We start from the raw sequence: 20,401 nt of genomic DNA, 5'->3' as shown, positions 1-20,401 counted from the left end.
GAAAGGGCTCGCACTTTCTCGCCTTCCTCGGCCTGGCCGCCGCCCTGACCTGCTACAAGAAGCTCGCGAAACTTGCCACGTGAGACACACTCTTAACGGTTCTTCTGGGCAGTGCCAAGTTCGCCGTTCCGAGGACGCTATCGCCAACTCCCCTGGCATGCAAGGTTGTTGGGTGATCCGATTTGGCAATTCTGGGCGGATGGAAGCCCGAGGCTCTGACGAGAGTTGCACTGCGATGCAGTAGCATGACGCTCCGTGTTCGAGGTGGAGCTTGAGTGGGAGGCCCTCGGAGGTGTTCCGCGAGCGGCGATATTCGCTTTTTTGGTGAAACGTGCACCAGTTGGGCGATTCGGGCATTTTTCATTGGCACTTCAATTCCGAGTGCAGCCTCGGTGATGTACAACGACGTTGTCGGGTTCGTTGATTGTCAAATGGACAGGTATCGTGGATGCTTCCCCGATGTGTCGAACGTTCGGCTGAGGAGCGGCGATGGTGGATGGTGGCGAGGACTTCGGTCCCTGGTTGGCGCGACAGTTGCGACGACTGGGCATCAGTCAGGCGGAGTTGGCCGACCGGGTTGGTCTGACGCGCGCCGCGGTTTCGGCGTGGATCACCGGGCGGGCGGTTCCGCGTGAAGAGACGATGCGTCTCATCGCGGAAGCCATAGGTACGGATCCGGGAACGATCCACACCCGTACGACGGATGCCGTGTCCGGTGGCCCCACCTCGTGGTACCACCGGCCTGCCCACCGTGACGGCGGACGGGAATTCGGAAATGCTGCCGCCTTCGCCTTCGAGGCCGATGTCGAGATCCTCGCGCGTGAGGCCACTCAGAATAGTCTTGATGAGCGTTGGGATCGTAGTCGACCTGTTCGGGTTCGATATACGTTGCATGAATTGACGGGGGAGTCGTTGGCGCGCTTCAAGGAAGCGCTCGGATGGGATTCGTTGCGGCCGCATTACGAAGCCTCGGCTCGGCAGGAGCAGAAAGTCGGACGAATTATCGCCGACGGGCTGCGGGACATGACTGAGCGGGATCGACTCGTGTTGCTCAGGGTGGACGACTACAACGCGTCGGGCCTCACCGGGGACGACTACGAGGACGGTCGGTTCGCCGCTGTCGTACGTCGTCAGCTCGACAGCCACAAGTCGAACGAGGGCGCCGGCGGTTCCTACGGGCTGGGCAAGGCCACCTTGTGGGCCACCAGTCGGCTCGGACTTGTGCTGATCAACTCGACTCTCTCCGAGCCCCACGAGGGCCGGACCGAGCGCCGCCTCATCGGGCGCCTCGATCTCCCTTGGCACGTGGTCGACGGCGACGCCTGGGCAGGGCCTGCCTGGTTCGGTGAACCCGACACCGCGCCGGGCAGCGAGAATGTCGCACGATCCTGGTGGGCGGACGAGGCGACGGTGGATGGGCTCTGGCTCACGAGGGAAAGCCGTGAGCCAGGTACGTCATTCCTCATTGTCGGTGCTCACGATGTGGCGAGTCGACCGGCTGATTCCGCCGACGAAGACAGTGATGACGAATCGGTACAGGCCATGCACAAGAAATTGGTGCACGCGCTCGCGGACAATTTCTGGGCGGCGATGTCATCGGGCGCCGGCGCCGCCCCTTTGCTCGAGGCTTCGGTGCGGACGATGCGCAACGGCACCGTATTGGTCGAGGAACAACGTGTCGATCCGCGTCTGTTCCAGCCCTCGCGCACGAGGGCTCTCAGGGCGTACTTCGACGGCGAAACCGTCGACCGGCTCACCGAGACGGGCCAAGTTGCCATGGTCAAGGTTCCGCTGAAGGTTCCGCCCTCGCGAGGGCGCGGTAAAGCGGTCGAGCATGAGGCTGTGTTGTTGGTGACGGCGGCGGAAGACGCCGACGGAAGACCGAACCACATCGTCAGCATGCGCGGCAGCCGAATGAAGGTGAAATCCGTACGAGTGCCCGGCCTTCCGCTGGGCACCGACCCGTTTCAGGCGGTACTGCTGGCCGGGCAGGCGGCAGAGACCGAGACTGTCGACGCGGCGCGGGCCGAGGCGTTCCTGAGGGCGTCGGAACCGCCCGAGCACGATAAATGGGGTCAGACGGACGAGCTTCGTGCCACGTACTTGCCAACGGCTCACCGGCGGATCACGGAGTTCACCCGGGCGGCGAACAGCGCGGTACGGGACTTGGTGGTACGACGCAGGGAGCAGAACGAGGAAGGGCCCAAGGCGCTTCGTGATCTGCTGCGCCTCGACGGAGTGCCTGCGGGGGGAGCGAAAGGGGGAGGGTTCCCTACGGTCGTCGACGTTGATGCGTTCGTTGACCCGGACGGGGCGTGGCAGGTGGATGTCGAGGTCAAGTTGCCGGCTCGGCAGGACTCCTGGGTCATGAGCCCCGTCGCGAAGTTCGACGTTCGTTCGGGCGGGCGTCCGTCGATTTCCTGGGCAAGCGTCGTCGGTGGGGAGAACTGCCGGTTCGTCGACGGTGCGCTTCACTTCAAACCCGGTGCGCGTAGCGCCTCGTTCACAGCGACGACGGACGTGTCGACACATCCTGTCCGTGCCGCCCTGGCAGGTCTGTTCGTCGATCTACAGAAGTCCAAGGGGGTATCCGCGTGAGGGTGTTTCCGTATCGCACGTTGGCCGGCGAGGTCTCTCTTCGGGTGACGGCAGTGAAGCAGGATCAGTACAAGGTGGACACGTCCGCGTTCTCCAACGACGAACGCGTTGTCGCTCTTCATCAGCTGGAGAGGGAGGATTGGAAGCGCGCCAGGATCAGTGTCGCCGCCACGTTGCCCGTCAGGGAGCTGGATGAAGGGCCCTGGCAGGATGTGACCGTGGTCGCAGTGCTGACGGAGAAGGCGACCAACGTGCGCAGGACCGCTGTTCTCCAGCGCGAGCGCAGAGACAGCGGGGCGTGGGCCGGACACATCCGGCTCTGGAGAGACGCCCACCGCAGTCAGGCGGAGCTGTCCGTGACGGTCACAGCCACGGTCGACGATGTTCCCGGTCGTGTCATCGGAGGCTCGGAGGAGAACTGGGTGATCGACCTCACCTCCCGGACCCCCGTTCGGCGGCGCGAACTCCACATCGACCAGGTCAACTTCGTCAAGGGACCCTACGAGTGGCTCCATGCCTACAAGGACGCACCGTGGCTGGTGGAGACATCCGGAGACATTCCGACGGTCCGCATCAATACAGGATTCGAAGGCGTTTCGGAGCTGCTCAATTCCGGCGGCAGCCCCTTGGAACAGGCTGTTCGGGACATGCTTGCCGCCCAGATCGCCACCGATGTGTGGACGGCGGTGTTCCACTCGACCGTCAGCGACCTGGAGCCGGACGACGAGGGCTACCCGCAGTGGCCCGGCGGATGGCGGGACACGGTACTCCGGGGGATGCTTTCCGACGTACTTCCCGGGCTGTCCGCGTCGGACGCTCTGAATGAAATACATGTTCGTCGCCAGGAATCGTCCGGCTGGAGCGAACTTCAGCCGCGTATCAATCATGCGGCGACGCGACGGGCGAGGGTTGCCAGAAACCTCGGCACCGCACTTCGCGTACTCGACGCATCGCAGAAGGAGAGCAGAGCGTGACCGAGAAGCCCGAGCCGCTCCCGGACCGATTGGCGCTCCTGTCCGACATGAACGCGGTCAAGTACATCAGTTCGGGTGTGCGATCCGGTCGGGAGGATCCTCCGTATATCGAACTGGGTCGGAGCGTTGTGTCATTGCCCGACAATGATGTGCGCCTACGTGTTGAACCGGTGCGGGACCTGATCGACGATGTCCTGTACCTCTATCGAGACGACGTACGGACCCGGGCCGACGCCTGGCTCGCACCACGGCTGCATGCGGCTCTGCGGCTGACCCGTCGGGAGGCCGCCGACGAGGGCTTGTGGAACCACCTGGCTCTGGCTGTCGCGCCGGATTACGTGGTGTGGCGCCATCTGCCGACCACCGGCAAGGACGGCCTCCCACCGATGGTCACGGCCAGCAGATTCCGCGGCGCCCACTACACGCAGGCGTTCTCGCGTCTGTGGTGGGCGGCGGAGCTGTTCCGTAACGGGCCTGATTACGGGCCGGCCGTGGTGGCGTGCGGCAACCAGGATGTCCTCAACACCGTGCTGAGGTTGGACGTCATCGACCACCGCCCCACGGTTCAGGCATTGATAAAGCTGGTGGACCAGGGCGTCGCGTATACCGGACGCGAAGTGAACGCGCTGGCCACGGTGGTCAACTCCGCCGCGAGCACTCTGTTCTACGACGTGTTGGCGGCGGACGACGACTGGTACGGCGATGCCATGGAGGAGTGGATCGGTGGCGCGGAGCACGCACCCCCGGTGTCGCGCAGGACTCTGCCTGAGGGGCCCGATGACGGGAAGGTTCCGGAGGAGGCTGTGTACGCGCTGGTGGAACGCTTCCACGAGCTGTTCCGCGAGGCACCGGTCCGTGGCCGGCAGGAGCCCCCGGAGCCGGACTGAGCGTCCTGGCCCATATCACGCATGCACATGATCACGTGAGTTCCGCTCACCGACAGCGCTGGGACGTCGGGTCTGGGGCGGTGTCCTGCGGAGAAGCGGAACTTCGTGGGCAAGATCGAGATCGAGGTCCAACGCGGCGGCGAGGACATGCGCGGCGAGACGCGGTGGGATCGCGTTGCCGATCTGCTGCGCGACATCGCCACCGGTCCACGGATACGAGGCGGGGAAGGTCTGCAACATCCCTGCCTCTGCAGGGGAAAAGCGGGGAAGCTCCACATCAAAATCGGGTGTACGTACCCGATTGCGTGAGATCTTGCCGGTGACGGTGGCGGACGGCTGGTGCGAGTAGCGGAGGCCGCGTGCTTTGGGGTCTCCGCCGGTGCCGTAGTTGGAGATGACGACGAAGGGATACGACCGGTCGAGGGCCTCGCCCATGGTCCTCCAGGGGCGTAGATCCGGGTTCCCGAGCGTGGGTTCCTGACCCTTCCGGTAGCGCTGATGGGTCGGAGCGGGCAGTGCGGCTGTGCCGTTCAAGCGTGCGATCAGAATGGCGCGGCGCCGAGTCTGCGGTACCCCGAACTCCTCCGTGTGCAGGACGCCGGTGTCCACCGAGTAGTCGTACTTGCGGAGCACCGTGCCCACTGCTTCCCACACTGGCATGACGGCCGGCACCTGTTCCAGCACGATCGCCTCGTAGGGGCGATGTAGCTCAATTGCGCGGAGCGCCCATCGCAGGGGTTCCAGAACCAAGCCGGTGCGTACATCGTCGAGACCGTCGAGATCCTTACTGATGTTGGCACCGGTTGCCAAGCGCTCGACGAGCCGGAGGACGTCGTCCAGGGCTCGGCGTCCAGCTCCGGAGCCCGCGACGGTATAGGTCTGACAGGGGGGGCCACCTGCAAGGACGTTAGCGCTTTTGAAGTTCTCCGGGCCGTAGGCCCGTACATCGCCCTCGAACGTTTCCAAGCCGGCGTTCCGACGTGTGGCGCAAGCGTTCGCGTCCCACTCGATGCCGGCGACAGGGAGATTCAGTTGCTGCGCGGCGACATCCAGTCCACCCGGCCCGGCGAAGAGGTCGACGATCTCGACGGCGGGCACGTGGTCTCCAGGCGGTGATGGTAAGCGGATGTCGGCAGCGGTGATTGGAAGGCGCTGCCGTTTCTGATCCAGAGGCCTGCCGTCGCAGTGCGACAGAATACCCTCCTGATCAAGACGGCCAAGCCATCGACGCCCCTGCATCTCTGTTTCAACGCTTTCGTCATGCTATGTCTTGTTGGTCGGTTTCATTGTTGCATTGAAGCTCTTGGTCGATCCCATCACGCGCACAATGCCTCTGCGATGGACTTTCCCAAAGCTCTACCGACTGCCGGTGGTGACGCATGGCCGATCTGCCGGGCTCTGACAGTCTTCCTGCCGGCGAAATGCCAGTCCTCCGGAAATGCCTGGATCACGGCTGTCTGCTCCACCGTGAGCTTCTTGAGGGGGGATCCGGATGTGTCGGACTCCTGGACGCCGTCCGGCCCGGGAACCTCGTCGCTCAACGCGTTTCCGTTGATACCCATCCTCGCCCATGCCTTCTTGCTGCCGGTCAGACCGAGGTCGGCGCCCCCGCGATTCTCGGATCCCCCCACGAGGGTGGGCGCCACGCGGTCAGCTGTGTGAGCCCAGGCGGCGGCACCGGGCCAGCCTCGTGCGGACATGGAGACGCGGAGCGCCTCGCCCGCGCTGGTGTGTCTTTCCACGGTGGGTGCCGGAGGCAGATAGGTTCCCGACCGGGCGCCCTTCAGAGCCACCAGGATGCCGTGCTTCCGTTCCTGCGGTACACCGAAGTCGGCCGCGTTGATCACGAACCAATGGAACCCGTATCCCAGGTGGATGAGCTCCTTCTCCATGTACTCCCGTAGCCCCTCGAATTCGGGCGCGTCCACCAGTCCCGGAACGTTCTCGACAAGGAGTGCCCTGGGCTGCATACCGTGCAGAAGGAGAATAGTGGCCTTGAGGAGCTGAAGCTCTTTCTCGCCGTCCGGCCTGCCCTGTGTAGCTGCGGATTTCACCCGGGGCAACCCGGCGGAGAGGAGATCCACGTCGTACGTCTCCTGGTGCTCCGACGGGTCGAAGTCGAGGAGATCCATCTCCAGGATGTTCCACGAGCGCCGGTTCGCGCGCAGCGTCTCGCAGGCGACGGCCTTGTTGTCCAGTACCAGAACGGGGTCGAAGCCCGCCTGTTCCAGTCCCAGTGCCAGCCCGCCGGCCCCCGCGCACACATCCACGGATCTGAATCTCCTCACGGCATGTCCCCCTCATGTCGCTGACTCTTCGCAGCTCGACCTCGAATCACGGCCGCCGCTACCTCGTCGGCCACGGTTCCGGACGCCTCGTGCTCCCAGAACCGTAGGACAACCCAACCGAGATCTGCCAGGTGCTCCGTGGTCTCCCGGTCCCTGGCCATGTTGCGGTCGAGTTTCTCCCTCCACCAGGCCGCGTTCGCCTTCGGTTGTGTCGCGTGCTGCGGGCAGCCGTGCCAGAAGCAACCGTCCAGGAAGACCGCGATCTTGACCCGGGGGAAGACGATGTCGATCGTCCGCCGTGGCATGTCGGGCACGCGCATGTTGACGCGGTAGCGGTAGCCGGAGGCATGGAGAAGCTTCCGTACGGCTACTTCCGGTGCGGTGTCCCGAGAAGTCTGGCGACTCATGCGGGCGGAGACACCGGGAGATGAGGGTTTTGCTGTGCTCATGGCTCCTGCGCGCCCCTGGGAACGGGGGCGGGGCGTGGTCGGGCGGAAAGGGGCGGCGTACGGGGCGTTTCGGGTGGTTACGACGCGCCGTGGCACTTGCCGTACGTGGCTTCCGCGCCGCACCAGCAGGGGGCGTTTTTGGCCGGGGGCCAGGGGGTGGCTCGGCCTCGGGCTGCGAGGGTGGTGGCGTATTGGGGGAGGAGTGGGGGGTGGGCGGGGGAGGACTGTTCCGAGGCGGCGAAGGCTTCGTAGGACGGGACCGTGGCGGTGACGATGCCCAGGTTGGGGGTGCCGGTGGCGGCCAGGTCGCGTAGGGAGGACTCCAGGTCGGCCAGGTGGGCCTCGTGGGTGGGGTATTCGATGGTGAGGGCCGGGTAGGTGGTCAGCAGTTCCGTGAGTTCAGCGGTTGGCCAGTGGAGGAGTGCTACCGGGAACGGGCGGGACAGGGCCGTGCGGTAGGAGCCCAGTTCGGCGCGGAGGCGGGTGATCTCGGCCTGCAGCTCGGCCGGGTTGTCGGAGCCCAGGGCCCAGAGGCGCTTCGGGTCGTGGAGTTCGTCCAGGGGGACCGGCGCCGGGTTGATGTGGTCGGCGCGCGCGTCCAGGGCGTCGTGGTCCAGGCCCAGCAGGCGGCGGACGCGGTGGCGGCCGATCAGCAGGGACTGGGTGGGGTACGGGACGTCCTCGTCCGGCGCCAGGAGGAGCTTCAGCGCCGTGGTGAAGGAGGCGTGGGCTGCCTCCAGCTCGTCGTGGGCCTCCAGGGTCTCCGCGACGATCTCCCACGGTGCCGGTTCCAGCGGGGCCGCCGCGCGCAGGCCCTCGATGATCGCGCGGGCCTCCGCCTCGTGGCCGTACTCCCACAGGTTGGCCGCCTTCAGCGCCTTGACCAGGTGGGGGTGGTCCGGGGAGCCCGCCAGGAGGCTGTCGTAGAGGCCGGTGGCGCGGGATCGGTCGCCGGCCAGTTCGAGATGGGCCGCCGCCCGGAGGAGCAGGGGCTCGTTGTCCTCGGGGTACTGGGTCGCGGTGCGCAGCAGGCGCTCGGCTTCCGCGGTGTGGTCGGCAGGCAGCATGTCTGGGCGCATGATGCACACCGTACTGCCGTGCGGCGTACCGGCGGAGGGGGACCGGGCCCCGGTTTTCCGCCGGGTTCGCCGGCCGGGGTCGCTGTTTGTTCTGGTTCCCTCTCCGGGCTTCGGGTCGGCGCCGGCTCCGCTCCTTCCCGTATCACCGGATACCGTCCTCAAGTGCTCCGACACCGTCCGCACCTGCTCTGGCTCCTGGTGCCCTTCGTCCTGTTCCTCGTCGCGCTGCCCTGGGTGAACCGGGTCCGGCCCGTCGTTCTCGGGCTGCCGTTCCTTGCGCTCTGGCTGCTCGGCGCCACTCTTCTGACCCCGCTGGCCGCCCTGCTCGCCTGGCGTGGGGATCAGCGGTTGCGGCGGGACAGGGGCAGGGAGAGGGAGCGGTCGCGGTGAATGCCTTTGTCGCCACTACCGTCTTCGGCGTCTTCATGGTCGGCACCGTCGTTCTCGGGCTGCTCGCCGTCCGCCGCGGCGGCGGAGGCGGCGGAGGCGGGCTCGCCGAGTGGTCCGTCGGCGGGCGCAGCCTCGGCACCGTCTTCATCTGGGTGCTGATGGCGGGCGAGAGCTACACCAGTTTCAGCTACCTCGGCGCCGCAGGCTGGGGGTACAACTACGGCGCGCCCGTCCTCTACGTCGTCGCGTACATGTCCTGCGGTTACGCGCTCGGCTACCTCGTCGGCCCCATGCTCTGGCGCTACGCCCGCCGCCACGAACTCGTCGGGATCACCGACATCATCGCCCACCGTTACGGCCGGCCCTGGCTCGGCGCTCTCGTCGCTGTTCTGGTTACCGTTTTCCTCCTTCCCTACATCCAGCTCCAGATCACCGGCATGGGCGTGGTCGTCTCGACCATCTCCTACGGCGCGATCAGCCTCCACTGGGGCTACTTCATCGCCTTCGCGGTCACCACCGGCTTTGTCGTGGTGAGCGGGCTGCGCGGCAGCGCCTGGGTCTCGGTGCTCAAGGACGTCCTGGTGATCGGGACGCTGGGGTTCCTCGCCGTGTACGTACCCCTGCACTACTTCGACGGGTACGGGCCGCTCCTCGACCGGCTCGTCGCCGAGAAGGGCGAGTGGCTGACCCTGCCCGGGCACGGGGGAACGGGCAACGGTGGAAGCGGGGGAAGCGGTGGGAGCGGGCTGGGGGTGGGGTGGTTTATCAGCACCTCGCTTCTTAACGCGCTCACTGTTGTTATTTTCCCCACCACCGTCGCCGGCTACCTCGGCGCCCGCGACGCCGACGTGCTGCGCCGCAACGCGATCTGGCTGCCCGCCTACAACGTCCTCCTCTTCGTCCCGATGCTCCTCGGCATGGCCGCGCTCTTCGTCGTCCCCGGCCTCTCCGGCGCCGACTCCAACCTCGCGCTCTTCCGGCTCGTCGTCGACTCGCTGCCCGCCTGGGCGGTCGGCCTCATCGGGGTCGCCGCGGCCCTCTCCTCGATTGTGCCGATGGCCGTGTTCATGCTGGTCATCGGCACGATGTGGGGGCGCAGCGTGCTCTCCCTGCTCCCGCGCCGACGGTCCGGGCAGGGGCAGAAGGGCGCCGCGCAGGTGGTTGTCGTCGTGGCGGGCGCGATCGCGCTGGGGCTGACGTACGGGGCGCCCCAGACGCTCGTACGGCTCTCGCTCATCTCGTACGAGGGCATGGCGCAGCTCCTTCCGCTTCTGCTGCTGGGGCTGATGTGGCGCCGGTTCACGCTGGCCGGCGGGGTGAGCGGGCTGGTCGTGGGGGTGGCGACGGTGGCCGCCCTGGTGTTCAGCGGCCACGATCCGGTGTGGGGGACGAACGCGGGCCTGGTCGCCCTCGCCGCGAACCTGGCGGTCGCGCTGGCGGTGACGTACGCGGGGAAGGCCGACGCCCTCGACGGCCGGCCCGACAGCGACGTACTCGCCCACGACTCGCTGGACTCCCTCGATTCTCCTGATTCCTCGGGCGCGCTCGATGGCGGCGCGTCCTCTCGTGTATAACGGCTGGGACTGCCGTAAACGCGGCGGCGTCTGCCGCGAGAGAGGAGAGGAACCCGTGGATCCCGTGGACCCCCTGGATCTCAGCGCCTACCGGCTGCTGCGCCGCACCGGCCTGCTCCTCTTCCTCCTCACCGAAGTCCTCCTCCTCGACGCCGGCAGCCTCTCCGCCGCCGTCGCCCTCGCGGCCACCGCCGCCGCCGGTTCCGCGCTCGCCCTCTGCGCCGTCATCAGCGCCCGTACGGTGCCCGCCGTGCCGAGCCAGCGGGTACGGACGGCCATCCGCGACCGCGAGCAGCGCACCGCGTTCCTGCCGCAACGGGATCCGGATGCCTCGGGCCGCACCAGGCCCCGGGCGCCGGGGCGCGGCCTCGCGACGCTCGCGTACGCGTAGGGCGGCGCTCGGTCCGGCTGTCTGGCCGTCCGGCGGATTCGTTCCGTTGATATGCCGTGATATCCCGTGGTTTCTCGGGGTTTCTCGGGGTTTCGTGGGGTTCCCGCCGGGTCGCCGCCGTTCCTGAACGCTGCCCTTCCCCGCGCGCGCGTCGTCATGCCGTATCCCCGTTTCCGGCACGACGAGACCCCTCGGAGGGCTCACCATGTCCGCCTTCTTCTCCGCCTTCGCCCATCTGGTCGGGCAGCTGGCCGATCTTCTCCAGCCGCTCTTCCACACCGGTTCAGCCGCCGCGGCGATCATCCTCTTCACCGCCTGCGTACGGCTCGCCGTCCACCCGCTCTCCCGGGCCTCCGCGCGCGGCCAGAAGGCCCGTACGCGGCTCGCGCCGCAGATCGCCGAGTTGCGGCAGAAGCACGGCAAGAACCCCGAGCGCATGCAGAAGGCGCTCATGGAACTGCACGCCAGGGAGAAGGTCTCGCCGCTCTCCGGCTGTCTGCCGAGCCTGGCGCAGATGCCCGCGTTCTTCCTGATGTACCACCTGTTCTCGCAGCGCGAGATCGGCGGCCGGCCGAACGAGCTGCTCAGCCACTCCCTCTTCGCCGCGCCGCTCGGCGACCGCTGGACCGACGCGCTCTCGGCCGCCGGTGGCGGGGTGTTCGGCGGGGCCGGGGCCGTGTATCTGGCCCTCTTCGTGATCGTCGCCGGTGTCGCCACGTTCAACTTCCGGCGGACGAGGATCCAGATGGCCGCGGCACCCACGCCCGCGCTGCCGGAGGGCCCCGACGGGCAGCCGGTGCCGGGGATGGGGGCGATGATGAAGGTGATGCCGCTGATGTCCTTCGCGACGCTCTTCACCGTCGCCGTCGTGCCGCTGGCCGCCGCGCTGTACGTGGTGACCAGCACGACCTGGTCGGCGGCCGAACGGTACTTCCTCTACCGCGACATGCCGGCGGCCGGTGCCGCGGCGCCCGTGACCGCGCTCTGAGGGGCCGGGTCCGGTTGGCCGGGTCCGGTTACTTCAAGAAGTCCACGGAGTGAATGGGGTCTTGCACAGTCATCGGATGTCTTGCACGATCACTCCATCCCCGTTCGACGGTCATGGCTCCTGACGGTCACGGCCGTCGGACGGGTCTCTGTTTCTTTCTGCCGAATCCTGTCGTGTTTTGTTGAGCCGGGAGTCGTAACCCATGAAGCTGCTGCGTGTCGGTACGGCCGGAGCGGAGCGCCCCGCTCTGCTCGACCCGGACGGGGTCACCCTCAGGGACCTCTCCGGGCTCGTCACCGACATCGACGGGGCGCTGCTCGCCGACGACGATGCGCTCGGCCGGATCCGGGACGCGGCGGCCTCTGGTGAACTGCCTGTGCTCGACGGCGACCAGGTACGGGTCGGGGCGCCCCTCGGCCGGATCGGGAAGATCGTCTGCATCGGGCTGAACTACCACGACCACGCCGCCGAGACCGGCTCGGAGATCCCCGCCGAGCCGATCATCTTCTTCAAGGCGCCGGACACCGTGGTCGGTCCTGAGGACACCGTTCTCGTTCCCCGAGGCAGCCTCAAGACCGACTGGGAAGTCGAACTCGCGGTGGTCATCGGACGTACGGCCCGCTATCTGGACTCTGCGGAGGAGGGCCTCGCGTATGTCGGCGGCTACGCCGTCGCGCACGACGTCTCCGAGCGCGCCTTCCAGATCGAGCGCGGCGGCACCTGGGACAAGGGCAAGAACTGCGAGACGTTCAACCCGCTCGGCCCCTGGCTGGTCACCGCCGACGAGGTGCCCGACCCGCAGGCCCTCGGCCTGCGGCTGTGGGTGAACGGAGACCTCAAGCAGGACGGGACCACCGCCGACCAGATCTTCGGCGTGGGGGAGGTCGTGCGGTACGTCAGCCAGTTCATGACGCTCTACCCGGGCGACGTGATCAACACGGGGACGCCGGCGGGCGTGGCGATGGGGCGGCCGGAACCGAAGCCGTATCTGCGGGCGGGGGACGTGGTGGAGCTGGAGATCGACGGGCTGGGCCGGCAGCGGCAGGTGTTCAAGGACGCGTAGGGACGCGTAGGGACGCGTAGGGACGTTGTGGGGACGCGGAGGGACGTGGAGGGACGCGTGGGGGCGTGTACGGCCTTTACGGGGCCGTGCCCCTCCGCGTACTCCGCGTCCTCCGCGTCCTGCGTGCCCTTGAAGTCCTACGCGCTCTTCAGCGTGACCGTCACACCCTCGCGCGCCGAGCGCAGCGCCGCCTCCAGCACGTCGAGCGCCGCCGCCACCTGGTGTACCGTCACCGCCGGCTCCGTACCCTCGCGCAGCGCGGTCGCGATGTCCGCGTAGTACGCCGGGTAGTCGCCCGGCTCGGTCTCCACCGGGTGGCCGCCGCCCGTCAGCGGCGACTGCCCGGCGCCGATCCGGCCCCACAGCGCCTCGGGTTCCACGCCCCAGCCCACCCCGCTGCCCGGCCGCAGGCCCGCGCGCAGGTCCGCCTCCTGCGGGTCGAGGCCGTACTTCACGTACCCCGCCGCCGAGCCCAGCACCCGGAAGCGCGGCCCGAGTTGGGCCGCGGTGGCGCTCACGTACAGATGGGAGCGCACGCCCCCCGCGTGCGTGATCGCGATAAACGTGTCGTCGTCCGCCGCGGCGCCTGGCCGCCGTACGTCCGCCTCCGCGTACACGCGTACGGCGGGACCGAACAGCGTCAGCGCCTGGTCGACGACATGGCTGCCGAGGTCGTACAGCAGCCCGCCGATCTCCTCCGCCGCGCCCGACTCGCGCCAGCCGCCCTTGAGTTGGGGCCGCCACCGCTCGAAGCGGGATTCGAAGCGCTGTACGTCGCCCAGCTCGCCGGCGCCGATCAGCCGGGCGAGCGTGAGGAAGTCGTTGTCCCAGCGGCGGTTCTGGAAGACGGAGAGCAGCAGTCCGCGCTCCTCCGCGAGCGCCGCCAGCTCGCGCGCCTCGGCCGCGCTGCCCGCGAGCGGCTTGTCCACGACGACGGGCAGACCGGCCTTGAGGGCGGCGGTCGCGAACGGGACATGGGTCCTGTTGGGGGAGGCGATGACGATCAGATCGAGCTTCCCGGGCCGGTCGGCGCCCCCGCTCCGGTCCGTGCTCCCGCTCGCGCCCCGTTCCGCGCTCCGGTCCGCGCCCCGGTCCGCGCTCCACAGGGCTTCCGGCGCCACCTCGAACCGTACGTCCGGGAACTCGGCGCGCGCCCGCGCACGCCGTTCCTCGCTGGACGTGACGATCGTGTCCAGCACCAGCCCTTCGGTGGCGGCGATCAGCGGGGCGTGGAAGAAGGCGCCCGCGACGCCGTAGCCGATGAGTCCGACGCGCAGCGGCGTATCAGTCGTGCCAGTCATGCGCCCACTTAAGCAACGCTGTTGCCAAAGGGCAAGCGCGCTGCACAATACAGGGACGATGCGAGAGCGAGACGTGACAGACGCGACGGCGGGGCAGGCGGGCACGGCGGGCCGGGCGGGCACGGCGGGCCGGGCAGGCGCGTACCGAAGCGGCGCCGGCGCCAACCTCCCCGTACTGCGCGGCCACAACGCCGCCCTGGTGCTCGACCTCCTGCGTACGGCAGGTGAGGGCGGCATCAGCCGGCTGGAACTCGCCGATCGCACCGGGCTCACCCCGCAGGCGGTCAGCAAGATCACGGCCAGGCTGCGCACGGAGGGCCTCGTGGCGGAGGCCGGGCGCCGCGCGTCCACGGGCGGCAAGCCCCGGACCGTACTGCGGCTGGTCCCGTCGGCCGGTTACGCCGTGGGGCTGCACCTGGAGCGGGACGAGGTGACGGCGGTGCTGGTGGATCTGGCGGGCGGGTTGGTGGCCGTACGGACCGCTCCGCTCGACCTCGGCGCGGGCGCGGAGCGCGTGGTGGCGGAGGCGGCGGCGCAGGTGGACGCGGTGGTACGGGCGGCGGGGGGAGCTCGTACGGGTTCGCGTGCTGGTGCTGGTGCTGGTGGTGTCTCGGGTGCTGGTGCCGGCGTTGACGCCGGGCAGCTGCTCGGTGTCGGCGTCGCCATGCCGGGCCCGCTCGACCACGCCACCGGCGTCCTCGGCCGCGTCACCGGCTTTCCGCAGTGGGCCGGCCACCCCCTGCGCGACGTTCTCGCCGCCCGCCTCCGGCTCCCCGTCGTGCTCGACAAGGACACCAACGCCGCCGCCCTCGCCCTCGCCCTGCGCGGGGCCGGCGACTCGTTCGCGTATCTGCACCTCGGTACGGGCCTGGGGGCCGGCCTCGTCCTCTGCGGCGCGCTCCACAGGGGTGCGCGCACCGGCGCGGGGGAGTTCGGCCACCAGGTCATCCAGCTCGACGGGCCCTGGGCGGACGGGGACCCCCGGTACGGGTCCCGGCCGTACGGGACTCAGCCGTACGGGTCCCGGCGCGCGTGCGACTGCGGCAACCGCGGCTGTATCGAGGCGCTCTGCCTCGCCGCCGTCGAGCGCGGCGATCCGGACGAGGCCGCGCGCGTGCTCGGCGCCGGGGCGGCGAACCTCGTCGGGCTCCTCGACATCGACCGCGTGCTGCTCGGCGGCCGTACCGTCGCCGCGTATGAGGAACGTTTCGTCCGGGGGGTGGGTGCCGCCATCGCCGGCGGCGAGGCTCGTACCGTGAGCGCGGCCGGGGGCGGCCCGCACCTGGTGGCCGAGGGGGCGGCGCAGCTCGTCCTGGCGCCGCTCTTCGGACAGGGGCTCATCGCCGCGTACACCGGCTCCGTGCGCGGCTCTGTACGCGGTCCCGCACACAGCTCCGTACGCACGCTCCAAACCCCGGGAACACCCGGATAGGCTGGGCGTGTCGGACAGTGCATTATTGGCCACCGCAGAGCGGAGAACAGTCCAGTGGCAGAGCGCAAGCCGATCGAGTCCTGGCTCACCGACATGGACGGCGTCCTCATCCACGAGGGTGTCCCGATCCCCGGCGCCGCCGAGTTCATCAAGCGACTGCGGGATTCGGGCAAGCCGTTCCTCGTCCTCACCAACAACTCCATCTACACCCCGCGCGATCTCCAGGCCCGGCTGTCCCGCATGGGTCTCGACGTCCCCGTGGACAACATCTGGACGTCGGCGCTCGCCACCGCCAAGTTCCTGGAGGACCAGCGGCCTGGCGGCACGGCCTATGTCATCGGTGAGGCGGGTCTGACCACCGCGCTGCACGACATCGGCTACATCCTCACCGACCACGAGCCGGACTACGTCGTCCTCGGCGAGACCCGTACGTACAGCTTCGAGGCCCTGACCAGGGCGATCCGGCTGATCAACGGCGGCGCGCGGTTCATCTGCACCAACCCGGACGAGACCGGCCCTTCCACCGAGGGCCCGCTTCCTGCGACCGGTGCAGTCGCCGCGCTGATCACGAAGGCGACCGGCAAGGAGCCGTACTTCGCCGGCAAGCCCAACCCGCTCATGATGCGGACCGGGCTCAACGCCATCGGCGCGCACTCCGAGACCAGCGCGATGATCGGCGACCGGATGGACACCGATGTGCTGGCGGGGCTGGAGGCCGGGATGGAGACCTTCCTCGTGCTGACGGGCGTGACGACCGACGCCGACATCGACCGTTACCCCTTCCGGCCGTCCCGGGTCGTGAACTCGATCGCCGATCTGATCGACCGCGTCTGACCCCGTCCGCCCCGCGTACCGGCACGTCATCCGACGTACGTCACAGCACGTCAGCGGGGGGTACGGGGTGACGACGCGCCGATGACGGCGCGCTCCGGATGCGAAAACCGCCCGCGCGGGTGAGTCTCGGTCCAGGAGGTTAACGATGCGCTCTGCTCTGCTCGCTCTCCGTGCCGCGAGCGTGGTCACTGTCCTGGTGACCGCGCCCGCCCTCGGCACCACCGCCGCTCAAGCCACTCAGACCACTGAAGCCGCTCAGGCCGACGGCTCCGTGCGGGTCACCGTCAAACCGTCCACCATCCAGCCGGGGGGCAGGGTCGAGGTCCAGGTCGAGGGCTGCAAGGCCCACACGGCCACGGCCACGTCCCGGGCCTTCACCTCGGCGGCCGATCTCGCGCGCCGTGCCTTCGGCGAGGAGTACAACCAGGATCAGGCCGAGGTCGCCAGGAACCCCAACTTCGTCATCCCGCTGCGCGGACACGTCGACATCAAGGCGAACGCCACGCAGGGACGGCAGGAGATCAGCGTCACCTGCGACGGCCGCGAGCACGCGGCGGCCGGAAGCTTCGAGGTCGGCCGGGGCTCAGGGCCGCCTGCCGGGCGGGGTGAGGGCAGGACCGAGGGGAGGACCGAGGGCAGGACTGAGGGCCACAGAACCGAAGGCCATCGGTCAGATCATGAACGGTCCGATCACGAACGGTCGGATCACGAACGCTCCGAACACCGCCCGACCCCGTACGCACCGGTCCACGCCGGAGGCGGCGGTACGGCGACGACGGTGGCGGCCACCGAAACCGCCGCGGCCGAGACCGATGGCAGCGGCCCCGGCACCCAGCACGCGGTGATCGGGCTGGTGCTCGCGGGCGTGGCGGCGGTGACCGTCGCGTTCCGGAGTGTGCGGCGGCAGCGTACGTCCGCGCGCGACGCGGACTGACCGTCGTGCGGATCGGACGCCGTTCGGCACGCCCCTTCGGAGGCCGTTTCGGAGGCCACTTCCGTACGGGCTACCCAGGCCACGCCCGTGGAGCCTCCCGAAGGGGAGCCTCCCGAAGGCTGCTGACCGGCGTGGCCTGGGCCGTCCTTGTGCTCGGGCTGTGGTTCTGGGGCCATGCCCTCGGGACCGGCCCCGGCGCGGGCGCGGGCGGCGGCCTGGACACGCCTCGCGGTCAGTCCCTGCCCACCACCGGCGATGTCGCGGCGGTGGGCCGCCCGTTCGTGGCGGCGGCGCTGCCGCCGGCGCGGGCTCCGCTGCCCGACGCGCCCGCGGTGCGTACGGGAGCGGACCGGGCCCCGGCCCCGCGGCGGGTCGAGATCCCGTCCCTCAGCATCGCCGCGCCCGTCGTCGCCCGCGGCCTCGACGCGACGGGCGCGGTGGACCCGCCGCCGTACGAGACGCCGGACACGGTCGGCTGGTACGGCGACGGCGTGCAGCCGGGCGCGGCGGGCGCGGCCCTTCTGGTCGGGCATGTCGACACCCCGGACGATGCCGCCGTCTTCTACGGACTGAGCGCCGCGAAGCCCGGCGGGAAGGTCCGGGTGACCAGGGCCGACGGGCGGATCGCCGAGTTCACCATCGACGGCGTACGGGTCGTCCCCCGCGACCGCTTCGACGCGAAGAAGGTCTACGGCCCGCGCGAGAAGAACCGCGCCGAGCTGCGGCTGATCACGTGCGGCGGAACGTTCGACCGCGAGGCGCGAACGTACTCGGCGAACGTGGTGGTCTCCGCGTACCTGACCGACGTGCGTCCGGCCGACGTGCGTCCGGCCGACGGGCGCGAACAGCACACGACGCCGAATTCCCCGACCCCGAATTCCCCGGCGGCGCCCCCCGCCGCGACTTCCGCCGCAACTCCGGCCGCGACCCCCGCAGCGGCAGAGCACTGAGGGTTTTCCACAGGACCCGTGGCCGCCGGGCCCGGTATGCCAGGATTGACGAAAGCCGGGAGGGTCCGGTCGGGGGTGGTCATGCGGCAACGTGGAACAGTGCACCAAGGGGGAGCGGATGTACGGCAGTTATCCCGGCCGGGGTCGCGTGCGCGCGGGCGGGTTCGTCCGTACGGCGATGGCCGCGACGGGGGCGGTCCTGTTGCTGGCGGGCTGTTCGTCGAAGGGTGACGGCGACGGGGACGGCAAGAAGCAGGCCGCGCCGGTCAGCCAGCAGCCCAAGGCGGTCGATCCGTTCTGGGTGAATCCGGACGGCAACGCGGCCCGGCAGGTCGCCGCGTACGCCGGCAAGGGCGACGACAAGAACGCCGCGCTGATAAAGAAGATCGCGGAACAGCCGGTCGGGGAGTGGATATCCCCCGACACCCCGGAGGAGCAGGTCAAGGGCTTCACCGAAGCGGCCACCAAGGCCGACCGCGAAGCACTGCTCGTCCTCTACAACGTCCCGCACCGCGACTGCGGCCAGTTCTCCAAGGGCGGCGCCTCGGACGGCAACGCGTACCGGGCGTGGGTCGACAAGGTCGCCAACGGCATTGGCGACCGCCGCGCGACGGTGATCCTGGAGCCCGACGCCCTGCTGCACCTGGTGGACGGCTGCACCCCCGGCGAGTTCCACGAGGAGCGGTACGACCTCCTCAAGGGCGCCATCGAACGACTCAAGCAGCAGCCCGCCACCACGGTCTACCTGGACGCGGGCAACGCCGGCTGGCAGTCGCCCGACGCCCTCTTCGAGCCGCTCCAGCGGGCCGGCGTCGCCGCGGCCGACGGTTTCTCCGTCAACGTGTCCAACTTCTACCCCACGAAAGCGAGTACGGACTTCGGTAAGCAGCTCTCCGCCAAGGTCGGCGGCAAGCCCTTCGTCATTGACACCAGCCGCAACGGCAACGGCCCCTACACCGGGGGCGACCCGGCCGAGAACTGGTGCAACCCCCCGGGCCGCGCCCTGGGCGAACGCCCCACCACCCGGACCACCGATCCCCTGGTCAAGGCATACCTCTGGATCAAACGCCCCGGCGAGTCCGATGGCGACTGCAAAGGCGGTCCCAAGGCCGGCGACTGGTACGAGGAGTACGCCCTGGGCCTGGCGCGAAACGCCAAGTAGGCGGGTGGGCCCGGTGGGCGGTGCGTCCGGCGGGCCGGGTGTGCTCAGCTCGCTCGAAGCGGGGTCACAGGAGTCTCAAAGGGGTCCGGTGTGCCATGGAGTCACGGGGGACGGACCGCCCCCTGTGGCTGAGGGCCTGGGACACTCCGGAGGGAACGAGCGATGGTCGTGATCGTGCTTCTACTGGCCATGATCGTGGGCGGGGCGATCCTCTTCACGAACCGGGGCCGGACCGGAAACACCCCACCGGGCACCGGAGTCGGCACCGGCGGCGGCGCGGCCAACACGCGGGACGCCGAGGTGGAGGCGCACAGCTGGGTGGACCGGCTCGGCGGCGGGCTCTCCACGCTGGAGGCGCGCGGCAGCCGGGCAGCCGCCCAGTCGCTGGCCGACGCCGCCGAACGCCACCGTGCCGCACAGGCCCAACTGGCCACCGCGTACGGCCCCGCCCAGTACGCCCTGGTCGTCCAGACCGCCACCGAGGGCCTCCACCATCTCCGCACGGCCCGTACCGCCCTCGGCCTGGACCCCGGCCCGGAGCTGCCCACACCGATCGCGGTCGGCCAGGGCGGCACGGTCACGGTCGGCGGGCAGACGTACACCCCCTCCGCCGCCCAGGGCGTCAACACCCCGCACTACTTCCCGGGCGGCACGGTCGCCGGCCGTACCGTGCCGGGCGGCTGGTACAGCACCCCGTGGTGGAAGACAGCCCTGGTGGCGGGCGCGGCCGGCTTCGGCGGGCTGCTCCTGGCGGACTCGCTGCTTGACTCGTTCCACCACGGCGGCCACGGCCCGGGGCACGGCTTCGGCGGCCATGGCATGGACGGCGGCCCGGGCGGCTTCGGGGGCGGCCCGGGCGGCTTCTTCTGAGATTCCGATCCGGCAGAGATGTGGCAGGGGTGGCAGGAATCGAACCTGCGGCATCCGGTTTTGGAGACCGGCGCTCTGGCCAACTGAGCTACACCCCTTCGCAGATGCCACCCTCGCACAGCAAACAACACCGGTGCCAGAGGTTTTCCGGGGGCGGCCGACGAGGCACGAGGGACAGAAGCCCCGATATTCCCCAGCGGCACAGGACCGTCGTTTGACACACTCACGCAGTCAACA

General features: G+C 69.3%; 18 protein-coding genes, 1 tRNA gene and 1 pseudogene. 14 read left to right on the top strand and 6 right to left on the bottom strand.

The window, feature by feature from the left end; translation table 11 throughout:
• The first annotated feature begins 489 nt into the window (after positions 1-489).
• The 3 genes from AB0389_RS08225 to AB0389_RS08215 are packed head-to-tail and all read left to right on the top strand — an operon-like array spanning position 490 to position 4,459.
• Entirely contained in the window at positions 490-2,598 is a 2,109-nt protein-coding gene (locus tag AB0389_RS08225) for a helix-turn-helix transcriptional regulator (RefSeq protein WP_366394500.1), read from the top strand.
• Positions 2,595-3,572 carry a hypothetical protein gene (locus tag AB0389_RS08220; protein WP_366394499.1) on the top strand — a complete coding sequence of 326 codons (978 nt, stop codon included), beginning with the start codon at positions 2,595-2,597 and terminating at the stop codon, positions 3,570-3,572. Before AB0389_RS08225 ends, AB0389_RS08220 begins: the two co-directional genes overlap by 4 nt.
• Positions 3,569-4,459 (top strand): DUF6339 family protein, encoded by an 891-nt coding sequence (locus tag AB0389_RS08215; protein ID WP_366394498.1) that lies wholly within the window; start codon positions 3,569-3,571, stop codon positions 4,457-4,459. Before AB0389_RS08220 ends, AB0389_RS08215 begins: the two co-directional genes overlap by 4 nt.
• Before the next feature lie 15 nt (positions 4,460-4,474).
• Here AB0389_RS08215 and AB0389_RS08210 read toward each other — a convergent pair whose 3' ends face one another.
• The 4 genes from AB0389_RS08210 to AB0389_RS08195 form a co-directional block, all read right to left on the bottom strand.
• Complete coding sequence (locus tag AB0389_RS08210) at positions 4,475-5,557, bottom strand: DNA cytosine methyltransferase (RefSeq protein ID WP_366394497.1); 1,083 nt, start codon at positions 5,555-5,557, stop codon at positions 4,475-4,477.
• A gap of 218 nt (positions 5,558-5,775) precedes the next feature.
• Complete coding sequence (locus tag AB0389_RS08205) at positions 5,776-6,747, bottom strand: DNA cytosine methyltransferase (RefSeq protein WP_366394496.1); 972 nt, start codon at positions 6,745-6,747, stop codon at positions 5,776-5,778.
• Positions 6,744-7,196: a very short patch repair endonuclease gene (locus AB0389_RS08200; RefSeq protein ID WP_366394495.1), complete on the bottom strand. Its 453-nt coding sequence runs from the start codon at positions 7,194-7,196 to the stop codon at positions 6,744-6,746. The genes AB0389_RS08205 and AB0389_RS08200 overlap by 4 nt, the downstream gene beginning before the upstream one ends.
• 77 nt (positions 7,197-7,273) lie before the next feature.
• Positions 7,274-8,275, bottom strand: a complete 1,002-nt coding sequence (locus tag AB0389_RS08195; protein WP_366394494.1) for an SEC-C domain-containing protein — start codon at positions 8,273-8,275, stop codon at positions 7,274-7,276.
• Between the two features lie 162 nt (positions 8,276-8,437).
• Between AB0389_RS08195 and AB0389_RS08190 the strand changes: the two genes are divergently transcribed.
• The 5 genes from AB0389_RS08190 to AB0389_RS08170 all read left to right on the top strand — a co-directional run bounded on the left by AB0389_RS08190 (position 8,438) and on the right by AB0389_RS08170 (position 12,681).
• Positions 8,438-8,665, top strand: coding sequence for a DUF3311 domain-containing protein (locus AB0389_RS08190; RefSeq protein WP_366394493.1), 228 nt, complete (start codon positions 8,438-8,440; stop codon positions 8,663-8,665).
• Complete coding sequence (locus AB0389_RS08185; protein ID WP_366394492.1) at positions 8,662-10,239, top strand: sodium:solute symporter family protein; 1,578 nt, start codon at positions 8,662-8,664, stop codon at positions 10,237-10,239. Before AB0389_RS08190 ends, AB0389_RS08185 begins: the two co-directional genes overlap by 4 nt.
• Before the next feature lie 55 nt (positions 10,240-10,294).
• Entirely contained in the window at positions 10,295-10,630 is a 336-nt protein-coding gene (locus AB0389_RS08180) for a DUF6412 domain-containing protein (protein ID WP_366394491.1), read from the top strand.
• Between the two features lie 205 nt (positions 10,631-10,835).
• Entirely contained in the window at positions 10,836-11,618 is a 783-nt protein-coding gene (locus AB0389_RS08175) for a YidC/Oxa1 family membrane protein insertase (protein ID WP_366394490.1), read from the top strand.
• 202 nt (positions 11,619-11,820) lie between these two features.
• Positions 11,821-12,681: a fumarylacetoacetate hydrolase family protein gene (locus AB0389_RS08170; protein WP_366394489.1), complete on the top strand. Its 861-nt coding sequence runs from the start codon at positions 11,821-11,823 to the stop codon at positions 12,679-12,681.
• A 137-nt stretch (positions 12,682-12,818) separates the two neighbouring features.
• Here the strand turns inward: AB0389_RS08170 and AB0389_RS08165 are convergent, their stop codons facing one another.
• Positions 12,819-13,982 (bottom strand): Gfo/Idh/MocA family oxidoreductase, encoded by a 1,164-nt coding sequence (locus AB0389_RS08165; protein ID WP_366394488.1) that lies wholly within the window; start codon positions 13,980-13,982, stop codon positions 12,819-12,821.
• A 73-nt stretch (positions 13,983-14,055) separates the two neighbouring features.
• Here AB0389_RS08165 and AB0389_RS08160 point away from each other — a divergent pair, with 73 nt between their 5' ends.
• The 6 genes and pseudogenes from AB0389_RS08160 to AB0389_RS08135 all read left to right on the top strand — a co-directional run bounded on the left by AB0389_RS08160 (position 14,056) and on the right by AB0389_RS08135 (position 20,164).
• Positions 14,056-15,414, top strand: a complete 1,359-nt coding sequence (locus AB0389_RS08160; protein WP_366394487.1) for an ROK family transcriptional regulator — start codon at positions 14,056-14,058, stop codon at positions 15,412-15,414.
• A gap of 54 nt (positions 15,415-15,468) precedes the next feature.
• Positions 15,469-16,248 (top strand): HAD-IIA family hydrolase, encoded by a 780-nt coding sequence (locus tag AB0389_RS08155; RefSeq protein ID WP_366394486.1) that lies wholly within the window; start codon positions 15,469-15,471, stop codon positions 16,246-16,248.
• A 145-nt stretch (positions 16,249-16,393) separates the two neighbouring features.
• Positions 16,394-17,182, top strand: coding sequence for a hypothetical protein (locus AB0389_RS08150; protein WP_366394485.1), 789 nt, complete (start codon positions 16,394-16,396; stop codon positions 17,180-17,182).
• Positions 17,183-17,301: 119 nt separating this feature from the next.
• Positions 17,302-17,994, top strand: a pseudogene (locus AB0389_RS08145) (class F sortase); the annotation flags it as partial.
• Between the two features lie 256 nt (positions 17,995-18,250).
• A complete protein-coding gene (locus AB0389_RS08140; RefSeq protein ID WP_366394484.1) occupies positions 18,251-19,294 on the top strand; it encodes a glycoside hydrolase family 6 protein in 1,044 nt (347 codons plus the stop codon).
• A gap of 162 nt (positions 19,295-19,456) precedes the next feature.
• A complete protein-coding gene (locus AB0389_RS08135; protein ID WP_366394483.1) occupies positions 19,457-20,164 on the top strand; it encodes a hypothetical protein in 708 nt (235 codons plus the stop codon).
• Between the two features lie 21 nt (positions 20,165-20,185).
• On the opposite strand, the gene AB0389_RS08130 is transcribed toward AB0389_RS08135, so the two are convergent.
• A tRNA-Trp gene (locus AB0389_RS08130) sits at positions 20,186-20,262 on the bottom strand.
• Positions 20,263-20,401 lie beyond the last annotated feature (139 nt).

Source organism: Streptomyces sp. NPDC093109 (genome assembly GCF_040701725.1).
Lineage (GTDB): Bacteria > Actinomycetota > Actinomycetes > Streptomycetales > Streptomycetaceae > Streptomyces.
This window is presented reverse-complemented; position numbering and strand designations above follow the sequence as displayed.